Here is a 24,676-nt window from a genome sequence, read left to right as displayed (position 1 = left end):
CTGACCTTTCTGACCTTTCTGACCTTTCTGACCTTTCTGACCTTTCTGACCTTTCTGACCTTTCTGACCTTTCTGACTGTTCTGGCCATCCTGACTGTTTTGACCGTTTTGACCGTTTTGACCGTTTTGACCGTTTTTCCGCTAAACGATATGGCTTGCCGGTACGGGTCACGCACTCAGTCGCTCCTGGTCGTGTTTGAGCCGTGTCGGTCAGGGATAAGGAATATAAATATGTCGGCACAGGCTATCGGTATCAAAATACTGCGTCACAACTTTGACAGCATGGCGATACGCACGGGCTAATATTTATTCTTTCCTGAAGCCAGCCTCTGCAGCTGGCTGCTCTCTGGATAAGATGCCAGAAATAGCGGCCTCAGGTTAATTGCTACCCGGTTTTAGCTGTACGAATTTTTCAGCCGGACTGACTTTCCTGCACGTCTGGCGTTCCTTTGATGGTGTTAAACACAATATTCAGCAGCACGGCAACCACGCAGGCGGCGCTAATGCCGGAGTGGAAAATCGTTCTGATCCAATCCGGGAAGCAATCGTAAAACGTGGGCATCACAATGGGGATCATGCCAAACGCAATAGCCGTTGCTACCACTACCAAATTCATCGTGTCTTTATAATCGACTTTTGCCAGCGTACGAATACCGGATGCCCCCACGGTACCAAACAGTACCACGCCCGCACCGCCCAGTACCGGAGCCGGAACGGCTGCGACTATCCGACCCAGCACGGGCAGACAGCCAAGCAGCACCAGGATAATGCCGCCCGCCGCCACTACATAGCGGCTTTTGATGCCGGTAATGGCAACAAGACCAATGTTCTGTGCAAATGCGCTCTGTGGAAAGGAGTTAAACAGCGGCGCGAGCGCGCTGGCTAACATATCCGCCCGCAGACCGCTGGCGATACGTTTGCCGTCGACCTCCGTGTCGATAATCTCGCCAATAGCGATCAGTCCGGCAGTGGTTTCCGTCAGCAGAACCAGCACGATAAGCGTCATGGACAGAATGGCCGCTACGTTAAAAACCGGCAGCCCAAAGCTGAGGATACCCGGTAGCGCTATCATCTCGCCGTGCAGGACATCAGTAAAATGCGCTTTGCCGCTGACAAAGGCAAACAGCGTGCCCAGAACTATTGCCGCCAGAACGGCCAGTCTTTTCATCGCGGCATTACCCACGCGATGAAAAAGCAGCACCAGACCTAAGGTCAGCGCGGCCAGCCCGATATTGCCTGGCGATCCCCATTCCGGCGCGTCGGCATCGCCACCCATCGCCCAGCGGGCGGCAACCGGCATCAGCGACAGACCGATGACCGTAATCACCGTCCCGGTAACGACGGGAGGGAAGAAGCGGATGACATGAGCAAACAGCGGCGCAATCAGCAGGCCAATCAGCGACGAGGCTATTACTGCGCCAAACACTACCGGTAAGCCACCGTCTCCCGCCACCAGCGCCATCATGGTCGCCACGCCCGCAAAAGAGACGCCCTGTACCAGCGGCAAACGGGAGCCAAAGAAGGGCACGCCCAGCGCCTGCAATAAGGTGGCACAGCCGCTGACAAACAGCGCAGCCGTGACCAGCATGCCCAGTTCGGCAGCATGCAGCCCCGCTGCCGAGCCGATAATCAGCGGCGGCGCGATAATGCCGCCATACATCGTCAATACGTGCTGCAATCCCCAGACAAAGGATTTGCCTACCGGATAAAGTGTATCTTCTGGCCTGACGCGATCGATGCTCATAACAGTTGTCCTTTATCGGGGAGTAGCCCCGTTACTGTCTGCCTTGCAGGCCGCGATTTCACACTGCCTGCGGAAGAAATGCTGCGGCGGCAGCGAGGTGGCAAAGCGACAGACCACCAAAGCGCAGCCGGACGGCACGATAATCCGTTTACCGGCTATGCCAGACGCCGTGCCGATGGCCAGCGGCACGGCATACCAGCACATGCTCCAGGCCAAAGAGGGTCGGGTGTCCGGCGGACAATACCCGATCGACAGGCGGCGCAGAAACCGGAAGCGGTTCAGGACGAGCGACAGAAGCGTTCATTAATGTATCTCCCTTACGGCCGGGAACGCACCCGGCTACGATTCGAAGGCGTACAGATCTACAGCTTTGCCATGTTTTGCCACAGCCTGGCTGCGGCTTTGCGCGCCCGCGCATAGAGCGGTGCAATGTCGGAGGGGAACTGACGATCTTCATAGACCAGCCGGCCGGCGATAATGACGCTGTGCACCGCCGCGCTGTTAAGTCCAAAAGCCAGATGCCCGGCGAGATTTTCCGCCTGCAACGGCGTCGGTGAAACGTAGTCGCAGATGGTCAAATCGGCGGTATAGCCCGCCGCCAGCTGACCAAAAGGTTGGGCAAAATTACGCTCCAGCAAAATATTGCCGTTATGCAACATGCGCAAAAAGCTGTCAGGCCAGAGCGGGCCGCCCGCGTCCCGGTGTTTGAAATAAGCGAATTTCAGCTCCTCAAACATGTCGGCACCGATACCGTCGGTGCCAAGCGCCGCCAGCTGGTAATCAGCCAGATGATGGTTGTAGCCGACATGATTGTTCATGTTGGATCGCGCATTGTGCGCCAGGCAGGCGCTACGCTGGTTCAGCAACGCAATCTCATCGGCCGAGAGCCAGAGTCCATGGGCGATAAGCGTTTTCTCATCCAGCAGGCCGAATTTATCAAGGCGGGCAATAGGATCCATGCCGTATCTGTCGTGACTGTGTGAAACATCGTAACGATCTTCCGCTACGTGGATATGCAGGCCGCGCCCCGTTTCCTGCTTCGCTTCGGCCAGCATCGTCAGGCCGCTATCCGGCACGGTGAAGGGAGCGTGCGCGCCGATATGGCATTCCACCAGGCGCTCTTCCAGGCTATCGTTTCGCCGGGCGTCAATCAGCCGGGCAAAATCGATATTTTCCGCGATGCCTGCTTCCAGCTCCTTCAGGCCGCCGTTGCGATCCGTGGTTTCAAAACAGGTCATGCCGCGCAGTCCGGCTTCAATAAAGCCGCGCCGCAGGATCGCCAGCGATCCTTTGATAAGATTTGGCGAAGCATGATGATCGATAACCGCAGTGCAGCCGTGGCGGATGGCCTCCAGCGAACAGATCAGGCCGCTGTAATAGAGCGACTCTTCATCCAGTGCGCGATCCAGCCGCCACCAGAGGTTTTTTAACGTAGAGATAAAGTCCGGGCAGGGCGCTATCGGCGCCATGATCCCCCGCGAGAGGCCGGAGTAAAAATGATTATGCGCACAGACCAGCCCTGGCATAACCAGTTTGCCGTGCAGATATTTGCATTGCGCATGAGGATAATCCGCCGACAAATCGCCGCCGACGGCAATAATTTTTTCGCCATCGATGGCGATATCACCGTTTTCGACAACCCGGGCGGGATTGAAATTTATTAGGGTGCAGTTTTTTAGCAGCAGCATGGTTATTCCTCCACTCTGCTCAGCAGATAAGAATGCTGCTGACGCGTGTAGCTGATGATGCGGGCCATTGTCTTTAAGTCTTCAGGCAGCGCTTCCGTGATTTCGCCCCGGTCGTCAACGTTTAGCTGCCAGACACGGTTGTTCAGGCGTAGCCGCACGCTCTGCTTATCCAACAAAAATCCGGGGTTGCTGCTGTTGTCAAAATCATCCTGACGACTGAACAGGGTAATCTTGTCCTGATAAGGTTTGCCCCGCCACGGGCAGAACTGTGCGCAGTTGCCGCATTCGTTGCAAAGCGCATCCAGATGCAGGATCTGTTGACGACTGCTGAAACCCGGCACGGCAAGCGCGACGTTGGCACGGTTTGGACAGACATCAACGCAGCGCGCACAGACGTAGTTGCATTCCAGGCATCGGGCCGCTTCCTGCCTGGCAAAAGCTTCCTGGTCGTCTGCATCAATCTGCCGTACGGCAACAATGCCGCGTCGCTGATAAATGGTGAGGGGATTGCTGTTCAGCCAGCGCTTGTGCTCGTCGTCGCAGTGGATATTTTCCCGCTGGAGGATAGTGCGGGTCGCTTTACGGGCGTCGCCAATTGCGGCCACGACCGAAGCGGGGCCGCTCTGTACGTCGCCGATTAAAAAAACGTTCGGCAGGCTGGTTTCCAGCGTATGCGGGTCAACGTCAACCTGCCCGGAAGCGGAGAGCGGCAGGCCGATTTGCCGGAGTATTTCGCCGTCCGGTTTTTCTCCGGTAGCGGCTATCAGGGCGTCAAAGCGTTGGTTCAGCGTTTGTGATGTGGCTAACGGACGACGGCGCCCCTGTGAGTCAGGCTCGCCGGGCTGCATCACTCGCAGCGTCAGGCCTCCGTCAGGCGTAAAAGTTTCCGGATTCACCAACGTCATAAACTGCACGCCATCCTGCCTGGCTTCCGCTATCTCTTCCGGCCAGGCGGGCATATCCCGCTCTTCCCGACGATAAAGCAGCGTTACCGATCGCACGGCTGGCACCTTCAGCGCGGCCCTGGCGCAGTCCATTGCCGTATTGCCCGCGCCGACTACCGCCACATCGCCCTGAATAGCCGGATCGACTCGCTGCTGGTTAAATTGCTGCAAAAAGCCAAAGGCGTCGAACACGTGCGGATTGCCGCCTGCCAGCGACAGCGCGTTGCTTTTTCTCGCGCCAATACCTATGCAGATCCAGCGGAAGCCCTGCTGACGAAGCTGCTCAAGCGTCAGATGAGGGTCACAGTTGAAAACGAACCTCACGCCGTGGTCGGCAATAAACTGAATGTCCTGCTCAATCAGGTGCGCCGGAATGCGAAAACGCGGCACGATATGCTGCACGATGCCGCCTGGCGTGGCTTCCCGCTCAAACAGCGTAACCGGATGGCCCGCCCGCGCCAGAAAAAAGGCGGCGGCAAGCCCTGCCGGGCCGGCACCCAGGATCGCAACGGGGTGTTTATCGCCCGAGCCTGCCGGTTTGTGCCAGCGTTGACGATAGGTCTCCCAGCCTTTTTCCAGCACAATTTTTTTGATACGCCGAATATTCAGCGCATTGTCGTAATCCAGTCGGGTGCAGTTGTTCTGACACTGATGGTCGCAAATATGGCCCGTAATGGCCGGTAGCGCATTGCGTTGATAGATAAGATCCAGTGCCTCGACATAACGGTCTTCTCCCGCCAGCCGCAGGTATTCCGGAATATCCTGATGAATAGCGCAGGCGGTGACGCAGGGCGCGACATAGCAATCCGTCAGCGGCAGCGGGCCGCCTACGTCTATCTGCTCGCGAGATTTCCATGACTTTTGCGCCCATTGGGCGGACAGGGCATCATCAGCCAGCTTTTGCAGCCCGGCAACATCGATGCACTGGCGTTCCCAGCCCTGACTGTTTTCCAGGATTTGCGCGCAGGTCTTCAGCCGCAGATAGCCGCCGGGCTTGAGCAGGTCGGTAGCCAGGGTGATCGGTTGGATGCCAGTCGCGAAAATATCGGCGATATTGTACTGGCTGGCACCGCCCGAATAGGAGATGGGCAGCCTGCCGGCGAAATGGGTTGAAAGCAGCGCCGCAACGTTAATCGATAGCGGATAGAGGGCGCGCCCCGACATATACATCTCTTCGCCCGGCAGGCGATGCTTATGATTACGAGCGCCCAGCGTATTGGTCAGTTTTACACCGAAAGTCCGCTGTTTTTCCCGCCCCAGCGCCATTAATCTTTCAAGCATTCCCAATGCTTGCCCAAGCGGCAGATCGTGGCTGAAAGACGCCTCGTTCAACTCGATATAGTCAAAACCATTGTTATCGAGGATCTGACGCACGCGCTGATATCCCAGCAGCGTGGGATTCAGCTTAACAAAGGTGTGCAGCTGCTTCTCTGTCAGCATATAGCGACAAATAGACTCGATTTCGTCAGGCGGGCAGCCATGCATGGTGGAAAGCGTCACGCTGTTGACCATGCGGCTGGAAATGCGTGCGGGCAACGCCTGTAAATCAGCGGGCTGGGCTTTTTGCAGCAGCTGCCAGTCGCCCTGAGTAATAAAACGCTGCAGCTTTTGTTGATAAAGCGCGAATTTCTCATTCTGAGCGGCGTCCAGCATCTCATTGATAAAGGTCTGCATAGCGGGCTGCTTTATGCCCTGCAGGTCGTAGCCGACGCTCATATTAAAAATAAAAGAGCGTTTTGCGCCGTCGCGCCGTGGCGTATAAATCGTTTCCAGCAGGTGCAGGATAAACCAGGCCTTCAGGTATTCGTCCCAGGCCTTCTTCAGCGTAAATTCGGTGGACCACTCGGTGTTAAAAGCTTCGTCGCTGGCATCAATACAGGGCTTTTCAAGCTCCAGCCTGTCCAGGATCTGCACGGTTTTCAACTCGATAAAACTGCCGCCGGTCAGCCAGGACACGATGATATTTTGCGCCAGCTGCGTATGCGGCCCGGCGGCCGGGCCGACAGGCGTGTCGCAGCTTTCGCCAAACAAAGCGATTTGGCGACGCGGATCCCGTTGATAAAATTCCGTTTCCGGGATGCCGAAAATCGAACGATTCTCTTGATATTCCGCGCAGGTTCGCATCAAAAGTTCATCGAAAGGGATGGGACGCATGATGTCACCCATAAGTAGCTCCTTAATGCTGCTGAGCGATGCCGCTCGTGTAAACAAATGCAGTTTTGTCAGTGCTTAGCAACAAGTGAGCCAGAGGCGTTTAGCGATGTCTTTTCATGCAGGTTTCGTGACACTATTCGCAAAATCATCGTCTGCCTGCCCGTAGAAAAGCAGGTAGTGAGAATGAGTAGCATCCAGAATGGCCAGGCCTGGCGCGACATGGGGAAATCTTCGCAATATAAGAACGTAAGCTCTCATTATGAGAAGGCTTGCCCTGGCCAGTTGCCCGTCGCGCTGAAAAAAGCGGCACAACGGTTGCAGCAGACTAAAAGATCCACATTCAGGAGAAGGAGGTGAGCCTGTCTGCTATAGCCAGCCGTCTGGGGAAGGAAAACCGCGCTTTTGCGCTATTACATGTCGTCGAGAGTCGCGGCTCTGCACCGCGTCACGTAGCCACCATGCTGGTGCGAGAATAGGGCAAAACGGACGGGACGATTGGAGGGGGAATGATTGAACATCTGGCGCCGGAAGAGATAGCGGTAAGCATTGTGGCCGCGCCGATCCGACGCATCGGCGGCAGGGCAGGCCTGAAACAGCCGCCGATGCGCGCTCTGCCGCTACTGTTGAATAAGCGTGCCGGTCTGGCCAACAATCCCTTCTCTGGCCTTAGAAAGCAGCGTAATCAGGGCCTGACGGCCAGGCTTTGATTCGGCAAACGCGACGGCCGCTTCGACTTTCGGCAGCATCGAGCCTGGCGCGAACTGATTATCAGTAATATGGTGCAAAGCTTCCTGCGGCGTCAGCGTGTCCAGCCAGCGCTCCGTCGGCTTACGGAAATCGATAGCAACTTTTTCGACCGCGGTCAGAATAATCAGCATATCCGCATCGATATCCTGAGCCAGCACCGCGCTGGCAAGATCCTTATCAATAACGGCATTTGCGCCCTGTAGATGATTTCCCTGGGCGACCACCGGGATGCCGCCGCCGCCAGCGGTAATCACAATCTGACCGGCTTCCAGCAGGGTTTTTACCGCGCGCGCTTCGACGATCTCCAACGGCTTGGGCGAGGCAACTACCCGTCGCCAGCCGCGCCCGGCATCCTCCATCAGCAGCATCCCTGTTGATTTCAGCTTGCGCGCCTCCTCTTCTGACAGAAAAGAGCCGATCGGCTTGTCGGGATGAGTGAAAGCGGGATCGCGCGCGTCCACGCGCACCTGCGTGATCAGCGATACCACGTTTTTATCCATGTTCTGATTAAGCAGCGCTTCCCGCAGCGCGTTTTGCAGATCGTAACCGATATATCCCTGACTAAGCGCCACACATACCGACATCGGCAATACCGGAGAATGCGCCGCCGTGTGGGCCGCCGCTTCAAAGGCCTGATGGATCATCCCTACCTGTGGGCCGTTGCCGTGGGTGATCACCAGCTCGTGGCCTTCGGCTATCAACGCCACAATGGTTTCCGCCGTATTCTGCACGGCCTGCATCTGCTCCATCAGCCCCGCGCCAAGCGCGTTGCCGCCCAGCGCCAGTACTATCCTCTTTTTCATAGGTGACTCCCTGTTACAAATGGCTTGCGAGAAATAAAGCGGCCGTGTCCTGCCTGACCGGTAAAGCGGCCTTCCCGACAGACCACTGTTCCACGTGAAAGGGTCATAACCGGCCAGCCCTGACAGCAGAAGCCTTCATAGGGCGTATAGTCGCCGTTATCATGCAGATCGGCATGGTGGATAATCTGCTGACGTCGGGGATCGAAAAGCACCAGATCGGCATCCGCGCCGGGCTGTAGGCTACCTTTTTCCGGCCATAGACCAAACAGTTTTGCGGGCATCGTGCTGGTTAGCGAAACAAAGCGTGAACGGCTGATACGCCCTTTCATCACGCCTTCGGAAAAAAGCAGGGCCAGGCGATTCTCTACGCCCGGCAGGCCGTTGGGGCAGCGGGTAAAATCGTTGGCCGCCATCTGTTGACGTTGCCGGTAAGGAAAATTGCAGTGGTCGGTAGCCAGGGTATCAATCGCGCCGTTGGCGATACCAACCCATAATTTATCCCGCTCGCTGCATGGCCGCAGCGGCGGGCTGAGGATGTATTTCAGCCCGTCAGGCCGCAGGTAGCGGTTGATGTCCAGCAGCAGATACTGGGGGCAGGTTTCTGCCCATACCGGCTGGCCGCTGGCGCGCGCCATACGGACATAATCCAGCCCGAGGCCGTTGGAGAGATGAACGATATATAAAGGCGCATTGTCCGCCAGCCTGGCCAGGTTGATAGCGCGCGCGATCGCCTCCGCTTCGCAGGCCAGCGGACGGCTGTGAGCGTGCCAGACGGGCACCGTTTTCCCCTGTTGCTTAAACTGCTGTCGTCGCCAGCGTATGGCCGCATCGTTCTCCGGGTGCACCGTGGCCAGCGCGCCCGCTTCGTTAAGGCGCTGCAGCACGTTCAGGACATCTTCATCATGCAGCATATAATCGTAGGTCAGATAAAATTTGAAGCTGCTGATCCCCTCATGCTGCGCCATCGGCACGATCTCCTCCAGAATTTGAGGCGTCACATGCTGGATCACGCCGTGAAAACTGTAATCGATAACTGCCTCGACCGCGTCGCGATGATATTTCTCCAGCTGGTGGTGCAGCGTGCAGCCTGGCGGGCCAAAGCCCATATGATCGACAATAGTGGTGGTACCGCCGCAGGCTGCGGCGCGCGTACCGGCAAAAAAGTCGTCGCAGCTCTGCGCGATGCCGACGTCGATATTAAAATGGGTATGCACATCCACACCGCCCGGCATTACCAGTAGCTCACGAGCGTCGATAATGTTCATGGTTTCGTCCGCCTCGATTTGCGGCGCGCGACGAACGATTTTTCCCTGCATGATCAGCAGATCCTGGCGGTATTCCCCGGCGTCATCTACCAGGGTGCCTCCCTTCAGTAACGTTTTCATCCCCGTCCTCCTGTCGACGCCGGTTGCCGTCAGGCCTGCTGCTGTAGCCAGGTCAAAGGCGTGGCGGCATAGAGTGCGGCGCAGGTGACCAGATGCGCTTTCCAGGTTTTTTCATTCGGCGCGTGGGCTTCTGGCTCTTTACCTGGCCCAAAGCCGATAACGGGAATGCCATGACGGCCCATAATGGAAACGCCGTTGGTGGAGAAGGTCCACTTATCCACCACCGGCTCGCGTTTAAACAGGCCCCGATAGGCCGCGCTAAGCGTTTTGACGGTGATGTGGTCAGGCTCCACTTTCCAGGTAGGAAAGTAGCAGTCGGTTGGGTAGACCAGCCCCGTCCAGGAAGGGCGCTCGTAGGTATAAAGCGAGACTTCTGCCTTAGCCGACTTAACGGCAGGCAGAGCGCGGATCTCCTCCAGCGCGTTTTCCCATGTTTCGCCCCAGGTGAGACGACGATCGATGGAAATGGCGCAGCTGTCTGCGACGGCACAGCGGCTGGGCGAGGTGAAAAAGATTTCCGAAACGGTCAACGTGCCTTTACCCAGGAATTCGTCATTGCCCAGCTTGCCGGACAGCGCCTGCAGCTCGGTCAGGATGGGCGCCATTTTGAAAATCGCGTTATCGCCGCGTTCCGGCGCAGAGCCGTGGCAGCTGACGCCCTGTACCTCTACCCGTATTTCCATGCGGCCACGGTGTCCGCGATAGATTTGACAGTCGGTAGGCTCCGTACTGATGACAAATTCGGGCCGGATATTCATCTGCTCAATAAGATATTGCCAACAAAGGCCGTCACAGTCCTCTTCCTGAACCGTTCCGGTAATCAGCAGCGTGTAGTCGTCTTCCAGCCGGAGATCCTTGATGATCTTTGCTGCGTAAACCATTGCCGCCATGCCGCCTTCCTGATCCGAGGATCCACGCCCGCCGATCAGCTCGTTATCCTCCATGCCTTCGTAAGGATCGAAACGCCAGTTTTTGCGATTGCCGATGCCCACCGTGTCGATATGGGCGTCCATCGCCAGCAGGCGTGGGCCGTGACCGATATAGCCCAAAATATTTCCCATGGGATCGATCTCGATTTTATCGAACCCTACTTTTTCCATCTCCTGACGTATGCGCGCGACCACAAGCTTTTCATCGCAGCTTTCGCTGGGAATGGCGATCATCTCACGCAGAAAGCGCGTCATTTCCGGCTGGTATTTATTTGCCAGAGCAAGAATATCGTCGAACGGAACGGATTTCATAGTTAACTCCTGTTAATTAAGCGGTAATGCCGTCTTTTCCTTCCCACACTACTTCCCGGTAGTGCTGAGGATCGGTGTCGCCTTCGGTGCTGAGCAGCAGCACGCGCGAAGCCGGGGTAAGCCTGAGTTTTTCTTTTAGCGCCTGCGACTGGGGATGATGCAGAACGGCAGCCAGCACGCCTGCGCTGACCGCGCCCGATTCGCCGGATATAATGCGTGGATCGTCGCCCAGCGGATTACCCAGCACGCGCATCCCCAAAGCGGCGACGCGATCTTCGCAGGAGATAAACTGCCGGGCGCAGCCGCGCAATAGCGGCCAGCCAAGCGGATTTGGCTCGCCGCAGGCCAGCCCGGCCATAATGGTATTCATCTCGCCGCCCACGTTGACCATTTCGCCCCGTTTGGCGGAACGAAAGAGACAGTCGGCTTTGTCCGGCTCTACGACCACAGCATGCAGGCTGGCGGCCTCGTATACGTCGCACAAATAGCCGAGCACGCCAGCAGCCATTGCCCCCACGCCCGCCTGCAAAAAAACGTGGGTCGGCGAAGTGCCCAGCGCCTGCATTTGCTCTACGGCTTCATCCGCCAGCGTGGCGTAGCCCTGCATAATCCAGGTGGGTACCTCGCGATAGCCTTCCCAGGCGGTGTCCTGCACGACTTTCCAGCCCTGCTTTTCGGCATTGCGCATGGTCAGACGCACCGTGTCGTCGTAGTTCATTTGGGTAACGATGCACTCGGCGCCCAGGTCGGTAATATGTTTGACGCGGGCGGGCGAGGAGCCTTTAGGCATATAGATAACGGCATGTTGTCCCAGCTGGCGCGCCGCCCAGGCAACGCCGCGCCCGTGGTTGCCATCTGTGGTGGTGGCAAACGTCATGGGTACGCGCTGCTGCTGACGAAAGGCGGCAAAGGAAAATTCGTTAATATCGCTGCCGGTTTCTTTGCAGAGCAGGCGGGCAATAGCCCATGCGCCGCCAAGCATTTTGAAAGCGTTCAGACCAAAGCGTTGCGACTCATCCTTAACCAGGATTTGTTCAACGCCGAGCGCGGCGGCCAGAGCGGGCAAAGAGAGCAGCGGAGTCGGACGATAGCCCGGCAGCTTGCTGTGAAAAGCCCGTGCGGCCCTGGCGGTGCGGCGGTTGAACAGGTCGGACCGTTCAGGCGCATATGCCGCGTTGTCTTCAATAACCATTTTTAACTCGAAGCTGGACATAGCTGACCTTTCCTCAAAAAAGTGATCGGGAACCGTGGTTTTTTCAGCATTTAATCCTTGGCTGCGCTTCCTGGAGGCGGCGGGTCAGCACGGCAGCGGGATCGGCAAATTTTCGGGCCAGGATCATGCTGGCGATGATCCACGGTTTCCAGCTGGCCTCTTTATAGGTGGCAATGCGATAGCGCTCAAAAACGCTGGCGGCGACCTCGCCCGCCTCGCAGGAAACGTCGGTGATGTCGGCGGGCAGACAGTGCATATAGAGCGCGCTGCCGTCGCGGGTCAGCTTCATCATCTCTTCCGTACAGTGCCACTGCTGATGACGCGCATTTTGTTGCAGACAATGCTGCTCAAGGGCTTTTAGTCCGGCGGTATCCTGATTGCGCAGCAGCATGGTTCTTTGCTGCATCACTTGCCAGGGCGCCCAGGATTTTGGATAGACGATATCGGCGTCACGGAACGCCTCTTCCATCGTGCTGACCTGACGGAAGCTGCCGCCGGACGCTTTGGCGTTGCGCTGGGCCACTTCCAGCACGTCGGGGATAAGGTCGTAGCCCTCGGGATGCGCCAGCGTGACTTCCATACCAAAACGGCTCATCAATCCAATAATGCCCTGAGGTACCGAAAGCGGTTTGCCGTAGCTGGGCGAATAGGCCCAGGTCATGGCGATTTTTTTGCCTTTCAACTGGTCCAGCCCGCCGAAATGTTCTTTAAGCCAGGCCAAATCCGCCATGGACTGCGTGGGGTGATCGATATCGCATTGCAGATTGACCAGGGCAGGTCGCTGGGGCAGAACGCCCTGGCTAAAGCCCTCATCCAGCGCTGCACCGACTTCCCGCATATAGGCGTTACCCGCGCCCAGATACATGTCGTCGCGAATGCCGATCGCATCCGCGCAAAAGGAGATCATATTGGCGGTTTCACGTACCGTTTCGCCATGCGCGATCTGCGATTTGCCCTCGTCCAAATCTTGTTGCGTCAGCCCCAGCAGATTCAGCGCCGAGGCGTAGGAAAAACGCGTACGGGTGGAGTTGTCGCGGAAAACCGAAATACCGAGCCCACTATTAAAAATCCGGGTATCGATGTTTTTCTCACGCATGATTTTCATCACCTGAGCAATATCCAGCACTTGCTCAAGTTCTTCGCGGGTTTGCTCCCAGGTAAGCAAAAAATCTTTACTGGCCAGGCCAGTTTTCCTCTGGCCAATGGTCCGTAGCAGTGCGCCTGTCTCTTCCATTTAAGCGATTCCTTATAGCGATACGTTATCCCTGCCGCTAACGACATGGCAGGAAGCCTGACCGCTGTAATCAACTTCTGTGCCAGGAGTGAAAGACGCGGCTATCGGTGGCGGAAAAACGTGATCTGTCGCCGAATTTGCGAGATATGTAGCAATTTTAAAACGATGTGGTTAATGAAGAGGGCTTGAGCAGGGTAACGGGCATGACAGCCAAGGGCATGACGGAGTATGGTGTTACGCGATCGTTGGATTCTCAGCGCTCAAAATGATAAAGCCTGCTGTTTCTCTCAAAATGAGATTCAGCACATGACTCTCCAGGATGAGAGAAGGGATTGTGAACAAAAGGATGCACGTCATGGATGAAGCTCCATCGTTACCCTCTGGTCTGATGGCCATACAGCCGACCATTCTGAATTTCAGCAGCCTGCTGGCTAACGTGCTGGAAATGGAAGTGGAGGTTGTCGATCGCCACCTCATTCGCATTGCCGGCACCGGCCCTTACAGTTATCGCTTCGGACATAGTCCGGAAAGCAATAACCATCTGCTCAGAAACGTCATCGAAACGCAAAAGGAAATGGTTGTCGTCGACTCGCGGTACAACCCCCTGTGCAAAGCCTGTCAGCACCGACAGTTTTGCAAAGAGCGAGCTTTTATCGGCGTACCTATCCTGGCCCCTCACCGTTGTCTGGGCGTCATCAGCCTTATTGCCGTCAATAATGAGCAGCACCGAAAACTCAGCGATAACGCGGATATGTTTGTGCAGTATATGCGGCACGTTTCCCGACTGCTGGTGGCTAATCTCGCCAGCGCTCAGCCACGGCAAACGCAAAGCGATGCCGTCTGGCACACGCTGTTAGGCAGTATGGATCAAGGGGTGATCCTGCTGGATCGGGACGGTAAAGTGAAAGCCGTTAACGATCGTGCGCTCAGCCAGCTGGATGCCACTCACGAAAGTTTAACGGGAAGATCCCTGACTATTGAGCCGCTCAGCCGTCAGCGGAAAGCGGCTCACGGTCATGCCCAGCACCGCGTGATTATGGGCGACCAGCAGATGCTGTTGACGGGGCAGCTACATCATATCGGTCAGCAAAAACTCTTTTTAATGGCTTTTCATCAGGACGCGCTGGCTGCTTCTTTGCTGACTGAAAACGAGCCGCCCGGCATTGAACGGCTGGTAGGAAAATCCAAAGCAATCCACAAACTGAAACGGCTGATTATGCGCATCGCCTCCAGCCCTTCCAGCGTGATGATACTGGGGGAAAGCGGCACCGGAAAAGAGGTGGTGGCGCGGGCTATCCACAGGCTCAGCAAAAGGCACGACAGGCCGTTTGTGGCGATAAACTGTGCGGCCATTCCTGAAAACCTGCTGGAAAGCGAGCTGTTCGGCTATGTAAAAGGCGCTTTTACCGGCGCGGCGCCCGGCGGACGGGCGGGGCTGATCCAGTCAGCCAATGGCGGCACGCTGTTTCTGGATGAAATTGGCGATATGCCGCTGAGCCTGCAGGCTCGTTTACTGCGGGCGATAGAAAACCGCGAGGTGCTGCCCGTTGGCGCAAGCCGCCCTGTGTCTGTCGATATTCGAATTATTTCCGCTACGCATCAAAACCTGCGGCAATTTATTGAGGAGGGAAAGTTCCGGGAGGATCTCTACTATCGCCTGAACGTTATTCCGCTGGAGGTGCCGCCGCTGCGCGATCGCGAAGGGGATATCGAACTTTTGATGCACTATTTTCTTAATCATCACTCGCAGCGCATCGGCTGCGCCTATCCGGGTATCAGCCGGGAAGCGATAGAGCTGTTACAACGCTATCTGTGGCCAGGCAACGTGCGCGAGTTAAGCAATCTGGTGGAGTATCTGGTCAATATCGTTCCTGAAGGGGAGATAATAGACGGCGCCTTACTGCCTCCGCTGTTCCATACCACAATTCGTTCTGTGCCGTTGATGGCGTACCCGCCGAAAACGGTTTGCGGCCCGGTCGAGGAAGAGGAAGGGGCAAAGCTGAAATCAGTAGAAAAAAGTCTGATAGAAGAAGCGCTGCAGCGCACCCGCAATAAGAAGCAGATAGCGGAAGAGCTGGGCATTGGCGTAGCGACGCTTTATCGGAAAATAAAAAAATATGGCCTGCAGGCCTGAGCTTCAGCAGGCATTGCTAAGGCGTTGCTGATACTGTGCGGGCGTGTCTAAATCCCAGTGAACGGTTGGGCTGTCGATCGGTACGCTGATGCAGCCATATTCCTGAATCAGCTTGCGCAGCGTACTTTGTTCAGGCGCTGCGGTTATTCGCGCCGCCATCCCGGCAGGCAGCAGCACCGGATGCCCATTTTTGCCCGCGTAGCAGGGCAGTTGGCAGCAGAGACTTTGATGCCGCCACAGCTGTGCATAGATGGTCGGATCAATCGCGGGCATATCTCCGGGCACAACGAAAAAGCGCCCGCCGGAAAGCGCGGCGGCACCGCAGCGTACCGAAGAGAACATCCCTGCCTGGTAACCGGCGTTGTGGCAAAGATCCACGGCAGGCCAATGGGCGTAACGCTGATGAAGCTCTTCAGCACGATAGCCTGTAACCAGGATAACTCTGTCGCAGAACGCCAGCGCATTGCGGATGGCCATGTCCAGCACCGTCGTATCCTGCCATGGCAGCAGCATTTTCCAACATCCCATACGCGATGAGCGTCCGGCCGCCAGCATAATACATTCCTTCATAATGGCTTTACTCCGTCTTCAGCACCGCCCTAATTGATTTAATAATTGGCTTGTAACCGGTACAGCGGCAAAGATTTCCCTCCAGCGCTTCTGCAATCTGCTGGTCACTCGGGCGAGGGTTTTTATCCAGCAGCGCTTTGGTGCTCATCAGCACGCCCGGCGTGCAAAAGCCGCACTGCACGCCGCCGTGGCGCACAAATTCCTGCTGTAGTTTTCTACCGGTTTCATCCTGGTGTAGTGCTTCAATAGTGCTGACCGTCGCACCATCGCACTGCGCCGCCAGCACCAGGCATGAACAGACAGCCTTACCGTTCATGATCACCGTACAGGCGCCGCACTCGCCTACCGAGCAGCCCTCTTTGGTGCCGGTCAGCTGTAAATCCTCCCGTAAAAAATCAAGCAGGCGGCGATTATCCTCAACCGTTTTCTCAACCTGAACCCCGTTTACTGTCAGCCCGATCCTGTTCATTTTTTTGCTCCTTATTTTGTCCCGGCTTCACGGGCTTCCTGCAACATTTGACGCAGCATATCTAGCGCTACCGGCACCTTGTACGCGGCGGACCAACGGTTGCCTATCGCCGCCATTAGCAGGGCTTCCAGCGCGCTGGCACCCGCCTCTATCTTTGCGACCGTCAACGCCTGTCCGGTCAGAACTTTCTCTACCGCAATCAAGCGTTGAGGTTTACTCAACAACGCGCCATCTACCAGACGACAGCGAACCAGCATCCCCGCATGATTGAAGGTAAACTGGCCGGTAAAGCTCTGACGGGTAATGTTCAGCGCATTGCGACGACCCAGCTGTAGATAGCGTTGCTCAAGGCCAGGATCGCGATAGGGCGCGGGCAGTATCACCGCGGTCAGCAACTCGCCAGGCTGTAGCCGGGTACGATAGCCTGCGGTAATAAAGTCCGACAGCGGCATGCGGCGCTGCGCCTGCTGGCTCTGCAGCACGACGATAGCGTCATAGATAATCAGCGGCGGTACGGAGTCTGCGCAGGGCGCGGCATTAACGATATTGCCACCCAGCGTCGCCCGATTACGGAGCTGTAGTGAACCAATGGTGTTGCAGGCGGTAATTAATAGCGGATAGTGCTCCTGAAGCCGCTGGTCAGCCGTCAAATCACTAAAGCAAACGCCAGCCCCAATGGTCACGCCCTCATCGCAGAGGGCGATACGCTGTAGTTCTTTCAAACCTGAAATATCCACCAGCGGCAGCGGCACCGTACTAAGCCGCGCCTGTACCAGCACATCCGTTCCGCCTGCAATCGGCCTGGCCTGGCCGTCGGCCAGCGCCCGTAGCGCGTCATCCAACGTGTCCGGCCGGTAAATTTGTAGCGTGTTCAGCCGTAAAACCTGTTTTTTACCGCCCGATTCAGCCTGTAGCTCGCTCTGGCGGACCGGTTTTTTCAACGCGTAGCCCAGGCGAACCTGCTCCAGCGTCAGCGGCAGCGTATAGTTGCGACGTCCAAGCGCGAAGCTCACGGCGTTATTTAGCGCCGCGCCGCCAAGCTCCAGCACGGGTTCGCCAATAACTTTGGCGCCATAGGGGCCAGCCTTGTCATGGTTTTCTACCGCGACGATGTCGATATTCGGCACGTCTTTAATCGTGGGCAGCAGATAGGTATCAAAGTTCTCAGACTTAACCTCGCCTTGCTCTGTATTGAACTCTTCCAGCATGGCGTAGCCGATCATGCCCTGAACCAGACCGCCGTAGACCTGCCCTTCAAAGCCGACTTTGTTGATCACTTTGCCGACGTCATGCACGGCCGTGGCGTTGTTGAACGTAATTTTTCCGGTGCGGGTATCCAGCGCGATATCGGCGACCTGACAGCCGTAAACCCAGGTAAAGTAGGGGCTGCCGCTTCCTTTTTCTTCGTCCCAGTGGATAGCCGGCGCGACGTGCCAGCCGTAAGCCGAAAGATTGGCACCGGCAGCTTTGGTCACGTCAACGACCTGCCGGAACGGCAGTCGCTTAGAGGGTTGTCGGCGGTGAAATACGGTGCCGTTTTCCCATACCAGATCGTCGGGATCGGTTACATCCAGCGTTTGCGCCAGCGCTTTAGCCATGCGTCGCTTGATGGTATTCGCCGCGCTAAGCACCGCCTGTCCGCCCATTAGCGTGCCGCGCGACGCGACGGTAGATCCCCCATCAGCAATCATGGCGGTCGGCGGATCGGTGAAATGAATCTGTGTCAGATCCAGACCAAACGCTTCCGCTGCAATAAGCGACATGGTGGTCTGCAATCCCTGGCCGTTTTCAGACACGGAGGTGGAAAGATTCAGGCTGCCGTCGGCATTGATCTGTATCAGCGCGGAAGAGGCATCCAGCCCCTCGGCGCCCAGCGAACAGCCCCGATGACTGAGCGCCAGCCCAATACCATACTTAATCGGCCCGCCCAGCTGATTGAGCTGCCGATAGTGCTCCCGCTTCGCCAAAAACTCGGTTTTGTCGATAGCCTTTTGCAGGACTTCCTGCGCGGAGACCTGATGCTCGCTGAAAACCTGTCCAGCCATGCTGGTGTCGTTCTGGCGCAGTACGTTTCTCAGGCGCAGCTCGACGGGCGACAGCCCCATTTTTTCCGCTACCTCGTCCATCAGCGATTCGTTGGCAAAAATAACCTGCGGTGCGCCAAAGCCGCGATAGGCGGAGGTATAATTATTGTTGGTGTAGACGCCGGTAATATCGACGCGCACGTTGGGAATATTATAAGGCCCGGCAGCCTGTACGGAGCTACGCCAGGTGACAAAAGGCGTTTGCCCGGCATAGCTGCCGCCATCCGCAAGGATATCTATTTTTATTGCCTGGATACGCGCCCGATCGTCCAGACCGATTTTGTAATGCATCTGATAAGGATGGCGTTTATAGCTTTCCCGCATTGACTGTTCGCGGTTATAGGTCATTTTTACCGGGCGCGAAGTCAGCACGGCCAGCAGCGCCGCGCGGCAGGCAAGATGATCGATAATATCGTCTTTGCCGCCGAAAGAGCCGCCCAGTACGGAGCGCTTCACGTTAACCTTCGACTGCGGCAGATCCAGATATTTCGCCACCATGCCGCGCACGCGATGCGCGTTTTGTATTGACCCATAAATCGTGACGATCTGTTCATTATCGTCGTAGCCAACGGTGATCGACTCTGGCTCAATATAGGCGTGCTCCTGAAAGCCGACCTCAAAATCGCGCTCAAAGATATAGCTGGAGGCCGCAAAGCCCGCCTCAATATCGCCCTTAATCGTATGGTGATGATTAATAATATTATTTTCTTTGTCACTGTGGATGGGCCGTGCCCCCGGCCTGATGGCTTCTCTCACCGATGTTATCGGTGTCCAGGGCGTATAGGCTACGCGGATTTTATCGGCGGCCTGGCAGGCTATTTCATAACTTTCCGCCGCGATCACGGCAATGACGTCCCCCCGAAAAGCAATTTCGCTCTCAACGATAGGCGGATAGTCCGGGATAACCACGCCGATACAGCGCTGGCCTGGGATGTCCTTCCAGGTGGCGATTTTCACCACGCCAGGTAGTTTTCCCGCTTCCGAGATATCCAGCGAGGCGATTTGGCCTGCGGCGATATCAGCGTAGCGACACACGCCATAAAGCATGTTTTTCAGCACAATATCGTCACCATATACGGCTGCGCCTCTGACTTTCGCCTTGCCGTCGACGCGCGGTACTTCATTGCCCACTAAAAGAGTTTTCACGGATTTTGGCCCTCCAGATGCTTCCCGGGACAGCCCTAAGCAAGTGATATGCCAGAGTGTGAAGATGTCCGCGACAAGCGACAGGGCTGTGAGGCATCTCGAAGAAACTGATTTAAAACAAGTCCGCTGCTCGCTTGTGTGTCGCTGGAGTCGTTTCACTTTGAGGTTTTTTTCTCAAAATGAGACGGTAATTCTCCTGTTTACATCTGCCATAGCGGCGACATCCCTCTGTCAAACCGACGTTCTCGTCAGCAACTGCGTAATGCCTCACAAAAATCAGTTCTGAATGGCTTTTTTCCGCAAATGTGCCCTTTTTTTGCATAACCCGACGAAAGGGATCTGTGCGGCATAAAAAGGAGTAAAAATGAACCGGTTTGTCACTGTTAATCCCAGCGAGTGTATCGATTGTCATGTTTGTGAAGTGGCCTGCGCACTAGCGCACGGCGATGGCGAATGGCCAGCCCATCGTGGGCAGTTTCGGCCGCGCATTCATCTTGTCAAAGGCTGCGGCCCCGTTACCTGTCGTCAGTGCAACAAAGCGCCCTGCGTCGCCAGTTGCCCAACTCAGGCGCTTGTTTTTCAATACAACAGCGTGCGGCTGCATGAGGAAAAGTGCATAGGCTGCAAAAATTGTCTGCTGGCCTGCCCGTTTGGTGCGATTGAACCGGCTGCTTCTGAAGACGTAATGAGTAAGTGCGATCTCTGTGAGCAAACCGAGCAGGGCAAGCCCGCTTGCGTGGCTTCCTGCCCGACCCAGGCGCTGCAGGTGATGGATGAAAATACATTGACGCGGCTTCGGCAATACCGTCAGTACGCCACCGCTGACGATAAAGCGCTGCGGCCAGTAGCCGGACGCGCCGCAAAGGCGCTGGATAAGCTGCCGCGCATTGGCGCCCGCAAGCTTAAACCCACGGAGCGCGCCAGGCATTTCTGCGAGATTTATCAGGGCCTCTCGCCGTCGCAGGCGGGCTATGAGGCCGAGCGCTGCCTTTATTGCGCGCAAAAAGCGTGGTGCGGCTGGGCCTGCCCGCTGCACAACGCCATTCCCGATTTTATCCGCCTGGTGCAGGAGGGGCGAATTATCGATGCGGCAGAGCTGTCGCACCAGACCAGCAGCCTGCCGGAAATTTGCGGGCGCGTCTGTCCACAGGATCGGCTCTGCGAAGGCGCATGTACGCTCAGCGGTCGGTCGGGCGCGGTTTCGATAGGTAACCTCGAGCGTTACATCACTGATGAAGCGTTCAGGCAGGGCTGGCGCCCGACGCCGCCAGCGATTGAGGCCCGGCGTGAAAAGGTAGCGGTGGTGGGCGCCGGGCCTGCCGGGCTGGGCTGTGCCGATATCCTTGCGCGCAGCGGCGTTCAGGTGGATGTCTACGATCGCCATCCCGAAATCGGCGGGATGCTGACCTTTGGGATCCCCTCTTTCAAGCTGGATAAACAGCTGATGGCAACCCGCCGCGCTATTTTCAGCGAAATGGGAATTAAGTTTCACCTTAGCTGCGAAATTGGCCGCGACCTTCCTTTCTCTCGTCTGCTGGCGGATTACGACGCCGTCTTTTTGGGCGTGGGCACCTATAAATTGATGCAGGCGGGCCTTGAGCATGAGGATGCGCCCGGCGTTATTCAGGCGCTGCCCTATCTGACCGCTAATACGCGACGGGTCATGGGGCTGGCAGAGGATGAACAGCAGCCTTATGTCTCGCTGAAGGGAAAAAAAGTCGTAGTACTGGGCGGCGGCGATACGGCGATGGACTGCGTGCGTACCGCCATCCGGCAGCAGGCGAAACAGGTAATTTGCGCCTATCGACGCGATGAAGAGAGTATGCCTGGCTCTAAAAAAGAGGTCGCCAACGCGCGCGAAGAAGGCGTGGAATTTATGTTTAACCTGCTGCCGCAATATATCGGGCTGGATAAGGGCGGTCGCCTGAGCGGCATAGGGATGATCCGCACCGTTGCCGGTGAGCCAGGCAGCGACGGGCGTCGACGACCGCAGCCGGTCAAAGGATCTGAATTCGTGCTGGCTGCCGACGCGCTGATCCTGGCCTTTGGCTTTCAGGCGCACGAGATGCCCTGGCTGGCGGGACAGGCGATTCGTTTCGATCGTTGGGGGCTGATTAAAACAGGCCAGGCGGGCCGCACAACGCAAACGCATCATCCAAAAGTGTTTGCCGCCGGGGACGCCGTGCACGGTGCCGATTTGGTGGTAACGGCTATGGCGGAAGGGCGTCGCAGCGCGCGAGAGATGCTGGCGATGTTTGAACAGAGCGCGGAAATGACCCGCGCAGAAAGAAAGGAGCGGGCCTTATGAGCCAGTTTATCGTCGCCCAGCCTGAAAAATGTATCGGCTGCCATACCTGTGAGGTTGCCTGCGCCGTGGCGCATACGGGCACGCCGTTACTGGCTGCGCAGCGCTATTTCCCTCGCCTGAAGGTTATTAAATCGTCGCAGGTTAGCGTACCCGTTATGTGCCATCAGTGTAATAACGCGCCCTGCGTCTCTGCGTGCCCTGTTGCGGCGCTGTATAAGGGCGAGCTGGGTATGATAGCAACCCGCCGTCACAGCTGTATTGACTGCAAAAGCTGCGTTATCGCCTGCCCGTTTGGCGCCATTGAAATCGTCAGCAAGCCTGAAGAAAAGCCGCTGATAGTGAAATGCGATCTTTGCGCGGATCAATCCGATGGGCCTGCCTGCATCCACGTGTGCCCAACCGGCGCGTTGACTTTGATGACCGCCGCCGGACTGACACAGCGACAGCAGCAAAAGCAGCAGCGAGCCGCAGCAGAAAGCCAGCTGAACGGCCCTTATTTACAGGAGGTGGAGACACATGGATAAAGCGATTGTTGTTTGTCCCTACTGCGGCTGCGGCTGCAAAATTGCGTTGCAGATTGCAGACGGGAAAGTCGTTGGCGCGGAAGGCGCGCCTGGCGTAACCAATGAGGGAAAGCTTTGCCTGAAGGGCTACTTCGGCTGGGAGTTTTTGAATAATACCCGCCTGCTGACGCCGCGCTTGCAGCATCCTGCCATTCGTCGTAAACGAGGCGGGCCTTTTGAAAAAGTCAGCTGGCAGGAAGCTATCGATTTTGTCAGCAGGCGGCTGCAAAAAATTCGCGCTCGTTCAGGGCCTGAAAGCATTATGGTTACCGGATCTTCACGCGGGCCGGGAAACGAAACCAACTATGTTATGCAGAAGTTTGCGCGCGCCGTATTGGGAAGCAATAACATCGACTGCTGCGCCAGGGTGTGCCACGGCCCTTCCGTCGCCGGCCTGCGGGCGACGCTGGGCAATGGGGCGATGAGCAACGGCATGAAGGATATTGAAGAAAGCGATTGCCTGCTTATCTTTGGTTATAACGCTGCGGATTCTCATCCGATCGTGGCCAGACGCATTCTGCATGCCAAAGAGAAAGGGGCCAAAATTATCGTCTGCGATCCGCGCTATATCGAAAGCGCCCGGCTGGCCGATCTGTGGCTACCGCTAAAAAACGGCAGCAATATGGCGCTGGTGAACGCGCTTGCTCACGTGCTGATCGCTGAAAAACTGTGGGACAAAAGCTATATCGATAAGCATACGGAAGGGCTGGAAGCGTGGCGGGAAGGCGTCCAGCGCTATTCGCCGGAAGCGGTGGAAGCCATCACAGGACTCAAGCCGGAGCTTATTCGCCAGGCTGCTCGCCTTTATGCCAGCGCCCGCAACGCCACTATTTTATGGGGAATGGGCGTGACCCAGTGGGGGCAGGGCGTGGATGTGGTGAAAGGATTGGCCAGCCTGGCGCTGGCTACCGGCAATTTCGGACGGCCGGGCGTCGGCGTGGGGCCGGTCAGAGGGCAAAATAACGTGCAGGGTGCCTGCGATATGGGCGCTCTGCCAGATGTTTTCCCCGGCTATCAGCCCGTAACGGATAAGGCGGTACGCGAAAAATTTGCCGCCGCCTGGGGCGTTGACTCGCTCAGTGATAAACCCGGATACGCCATTACCGATGTTCCCCATTTAGCGCTGGAGGGCAAGCTGCGTGCCTACTGGATTATGGGCGAAGATCCGCTGCAAACCGAACCGGATCTCGCCCTGATGCGTCAGGCGATGGCAAAGCTGGATCTGATCGTGGTGCAGGATATTTTTATGACCAAAACGGCAGAGCTGGCGGATGTCCTGTTGCCCGCCACCAGCTGGGGCGAGCATGAGGGCGTTTATACCAGTGCCGATCGAGGGTTCCAGCGCTTTGAAAAAGCTGTAGAGCCGCAGGGCGACGTCCTGCCGGACTGGGAAATTATCTGCCGCGTGGCGCAGGCGATGGGGTATCCCATGCGCTACGAAAACAATAAAGCGATCTGGGATGAATTGCGCGCGCTTTGCCCGCTGTACACCGGCGCCACCTGGGAGAAAATGGCCGGGTTCGGCTACGTGCAGTGGCCCTGTCCTGATGAAGCACATCCCGGCACGCCTTACCTCTATGAAGGAAACCGCTTTTCGCGTCCTTCCGGTAAAGGGCTGCTGTTTGCCTGCGACTGGCAGCCGCCCGCCGAAGCAACCGATGAAGCCTGGCCGCTGGTGCTCTGTACGGTGCGTGAAGTGGGCCACTACAGCTGCCGCTCGATGACCGGCAACTGCCACGCCCTGGCGGCTCAGGCCGATGAACCCGGCAGGATCCAGATGAATACGGCAGACGCGCGTGCACTGAATATTCATAACGGCGAACTGGTATGGGTAGCTTCGCGGCGCGGCAGGGTGCTTAGCAGAGCTGAAGTCAGCGACAGAACAAATCAGGGCGCGGTCTATATGACCTATCAGTGGTGGATAGGTGCCTGTAATGAGCTGACCCTCGATCATGTCGATCCGGTAGCGAAAACGCCGGAGTTTAAACACTGCGCTGTCAGGGTAGAGAAAATCGCCGATGCGCAGTGGGCGGAACAGCAGGTTACGGAGCGCTATCGACAAATGAAGGATCGCCTGGCGAAAGCGGCGGCGCCGCTGACGTAAGGCCTGGCGGTTTGCAACCCTCGGTTCTGGCGGTTTACAACCTCGGATCCGCGGCTTTTAACTCGCAAAACTGGCTATTTCTAACCTTCAGGTCTGGCGGTTTGCGACCTTCGGGTCTGGCTGTGTCTAACCTTCAGGCCTGGCG

The 24,676-nt window shown here is 56.8% G+C and carries 18 protein-coding genes; 6 read left to right on the top strand and 12 right to left on the bottom strand.

Features of this window, described 5'->3' with window-relative positions; genetic code table 11:
- The coding region (locus tag ACMGEE_RS17285) for a hypothetical protein (protein WP_436830387.1) at window positions 1-200 on the top strand (200 nt) is incomplete at its 5' end.
- 212 nt (window positions 201-412) lie between these two features.
- On the opposite strand, the gene ACMGEE_RS17280 is transcribed toward ACMGEE_RS17285, so the two are convergent.
- From ACMGEE_RS17280 to ygfK, 4 genes are all read right to left on the bottom strand, one after another.
- A complete protein-coding gene (locus ACMGEE_RS17280; RefSeq protein WP_253457395.1) occupies window positions 413-1,744 on the bottom strand; it encodes a nucleobase:cation symporter-2 family protein in 1,332 nt (443 codons plus the stop codon).
- A gap of 148 nt (window positions 1,745-1,892) precedes the next feature.
- Window positions 1,893-2,048: a hypothetical protein gene (locus ACMGEE_RS17275; protein ID WP_436830386.1), complete on the bottom strand. Its 156-nt coding sequence runs from the start codon at window positions 2,046-2,048 to the stop codon at window positions 1,893-1,895.
- A gap of 58 nt (window positions 2,049-2,106) precedes the next feature.
- Window positions 2,107-3,432 carry a putative aminohydrolase SsnA gene (gene ssnA, locus ACMGEE_RS17270; protein ID WP_301251895.1) on the bottom strand — a complete coding sequence of 442 codons (1,326 nt, stop codon included), beginning with the start codon at window positions 3,430-3,432 and terminating at the stop codon, window positions 2,107-2,109.
- Between the two features lie 2 nt (window positions 3,433-3,434).
- The gene (gene ygfK, locus ACMGEE_RS17265; protein WP_436830385.1) at window positions 3,435-6,542 is read right to left on the bottom strand and encodes a putative selenate reductase subunit YgfK; all 3,108 of its coding nucleotides are present in this window, start codon (window positions 6,540-6,542) and stop codon (window positions 3,435-3,437) included.
- 341 nt (window positions 6,543-6,883) lie between these two features.
- Here ygfK and ACMGEE_RS17260 point away from each other — a divergent pair, with 341 nt between their 5' ends.
- A complete protein-coding gene (locus tag ACMGEE_RS17260; protein WP_301730938.1) occupies window positions 6,884-7,006 on the top strand; it encodes an XdhC family protein in 123 nt (40 codons plus the stop codon).
- A 141-nt stretch (window positions 7,007-7,147) separates the two neighbouring features.
- Here ACMGEE_RS17260 and arcC read toward each other — a convergent pair whose 3' ends face one another.
- From arcC to ygeW, 5 genes are read right to left on the bottom strand one after another with little or no spacing between them, the layout of a single operon-like run.
- A complete protein-coding gene (gene arcC / locus ACMGEE_RS17255; RefSeq protein ID WP_253457411.1) occupies window positions 7,148-8,080 on the bottom strand; it encodes a carbamate kinase in 933 nt (310 codons plus the stop codon).
- Window positions 8,077-9,465 carry a dihydropyrimidinase gene (gene hydA / locus ACMGEE_RS17250; protein ID WP_436830384.1) on the bottom strand — a complete coding sequence of 463 codons (1,389 nt, stop codon included), beginning with the start codon at window positions 9,463-9,465 and terminating at the stop codon, window positions 8,077-8,079. Before hydA ends, arcC begins: the two co-directional genes overlap by 4 nt.
- Window positions 9,466-9,494: 29 nt before the next feature.
- Entirely contained in the window at window positions 9,495-10,706 is a 1,212-nt protein-coding gene (locus ACMGEE_RS17245; protein WP_301730936.1) for a YgeY family selenium metabolism-linked hydrolase, read from the bottom strand.
- Between the two features lie 16 nt (window positions 10,707-10,722).
- A complete protein-coding gene (locus tag ACMGEE_RS17240) occupies window positions 10,723-11,919 on the bottom strand; it encodes a diaminopropionate ammonia-lyase (protein ID WP_301251891.1) in 1,197 nt (398 codons plus the stop codon).
- A gap of 43 nt (window positions 11,920-11,962) precedes the next feature.
- Window positions 11,963-13,153 carry a knotted carbamoyltransferase YgeW gene (gene ygeW / locus ACMGEE_RS17235; protein WP_253457422.1) on the bottom strand — a complete coding sequence of 397 codons (1,191 nt, stop codon included), beginning with the start codon at window positions 13,151-13,153 and terminating at the stop codon, window positions 11,963-11,965.
- 355 nt (window positions 13,154-13,508) lie between these two features.
- On the opposite strand from ygeW, the gene ACMGEE_RS17230 reads away from it, so the two are divergent.
- Entirely contained in the window at window positions 13,509-15,287 is a 1,779-nt protein-coding gene (locus tag ACMGEE_RS17230) for a sigma 54-interacting transcriptional regulator (protein ID WP_436830383.1), read from the top strand.
- A gap of 3 nt (window positions 15,288-15,290) precedes the next feature.
- Here ACMGEE_RS17230 and ACMGEE_RS17225 read toward each other — a convergent pair whose 3' ends face one another.
- From ACMGEE_RS17225 to ACMGEE_RS17215, 3 genes are read right to left on the bottom strand one after another with little or no spacing between them, the layout of a single operon-like run.
- Complete coding sequence (locus ACMGEE_RS17225) at window positions 15,291-15,857, bottom strand: nucleotidyltransferase family protein (protein ID WP_301251889.1); 567 nt, start codon at window positions 15,855-15,857, stop codon at window positions 15,291-15,293.
- A 7-nt stretch (window positions 15,858-15,864) separates the two neighbouring features.
- On the bottom strand, window positions 15,865-16,326 hold the full coding sequence (locus ACMGEE_RS17220; protein WP_301251888.1) for a (2Fe-2S)-binding protein: 462 nt from the start codon (window positions 16,324-16,326) through the stop codon (window positions 15,865-15,867).
- Window positions 16,327-16,337: 11 nt separating this feature from the next.
- The gene (locus ACMGEE_RS17215; protein ID WP_436830382.1) at window positions 16,338-19,556 is read right to left on the bottom strand and encodes a molybdopterin cofactor-binding domain-containing protein; all 3,219 of its coding nucleotides are present in this window, start codon (window positions 19,554-19,556) and stop codon (window positions 16,338-16,340) included.
- Between the two features lie 364 nt (window positions 19,557-19,920).
- Between ACMGEE_RS17215 and ACMGEE_RS17210 the strand changes: the two genes are divergently transcribed.
- The 3 genes from ACMGEE_RS17210 to fdhF are packed head-to-tail and all read left to right on the top strand — an operon-like array spanning window position 19,921 to window position 24,531.
- Complete coding sequence (locus tag ACMGEE_RS17210; RefSeq protein ID WP_253457437.1) at window positions 19,921-21,864, top strand: FAD-dependent oxidoreductase; 1,944 nt, start codon at window positions 19,921-19,923, stop codon at window positions 21,862-21,864.
- Window positions 21,861-22,388, top strand: a complete 528-nt coding sequence (locus ACMGEE_RS17205; RefSeq protein WP_394149787.1) for a 4Fe-4S dicluster domain-containing protein — start codon at window positions 21,861-21,863, stop codon at window positions 22,386-22,388. Before ACMGEE_RS17210 ends, ACMGEE_RS17205 begins: the two co-directional genes overlap by 4 nt.
- A complete protein-coding gene (gene fdhF, locus ACMGEE_RS17200) occupies window positions 22,381-24,531 on the top strand; it encodes a formate dehydrogenase subunit alpha (RefSeq protein WP_253457443.1) in 2,151 nt (716 codons plus the stop codon). The genes ACMGEE_RS17205 and fdhF overlap by 8 nt, the downstream gene beginning before the upstream one ends.
- The last annotated feature ends 145 nt before the right edge of the window (window positions 24,532-24,676 follow it).

The sequence above is a fragment of the Erwinia artemisiae genome (assembly GCF_051400835.1).
Taxonomy (GTDB): domain Bacteria; phylum Pseudomonadota; class Gammaproteobacteria; order Enterobacterales; family Enterobacteriaceae; genus Erwinia; species Erwinia aeris.
The sequence above is the reverse complement of the archived record's forward strand: the minus strand, read 5'-3'. Positions and strand labels throughout refer to the sequence as shown.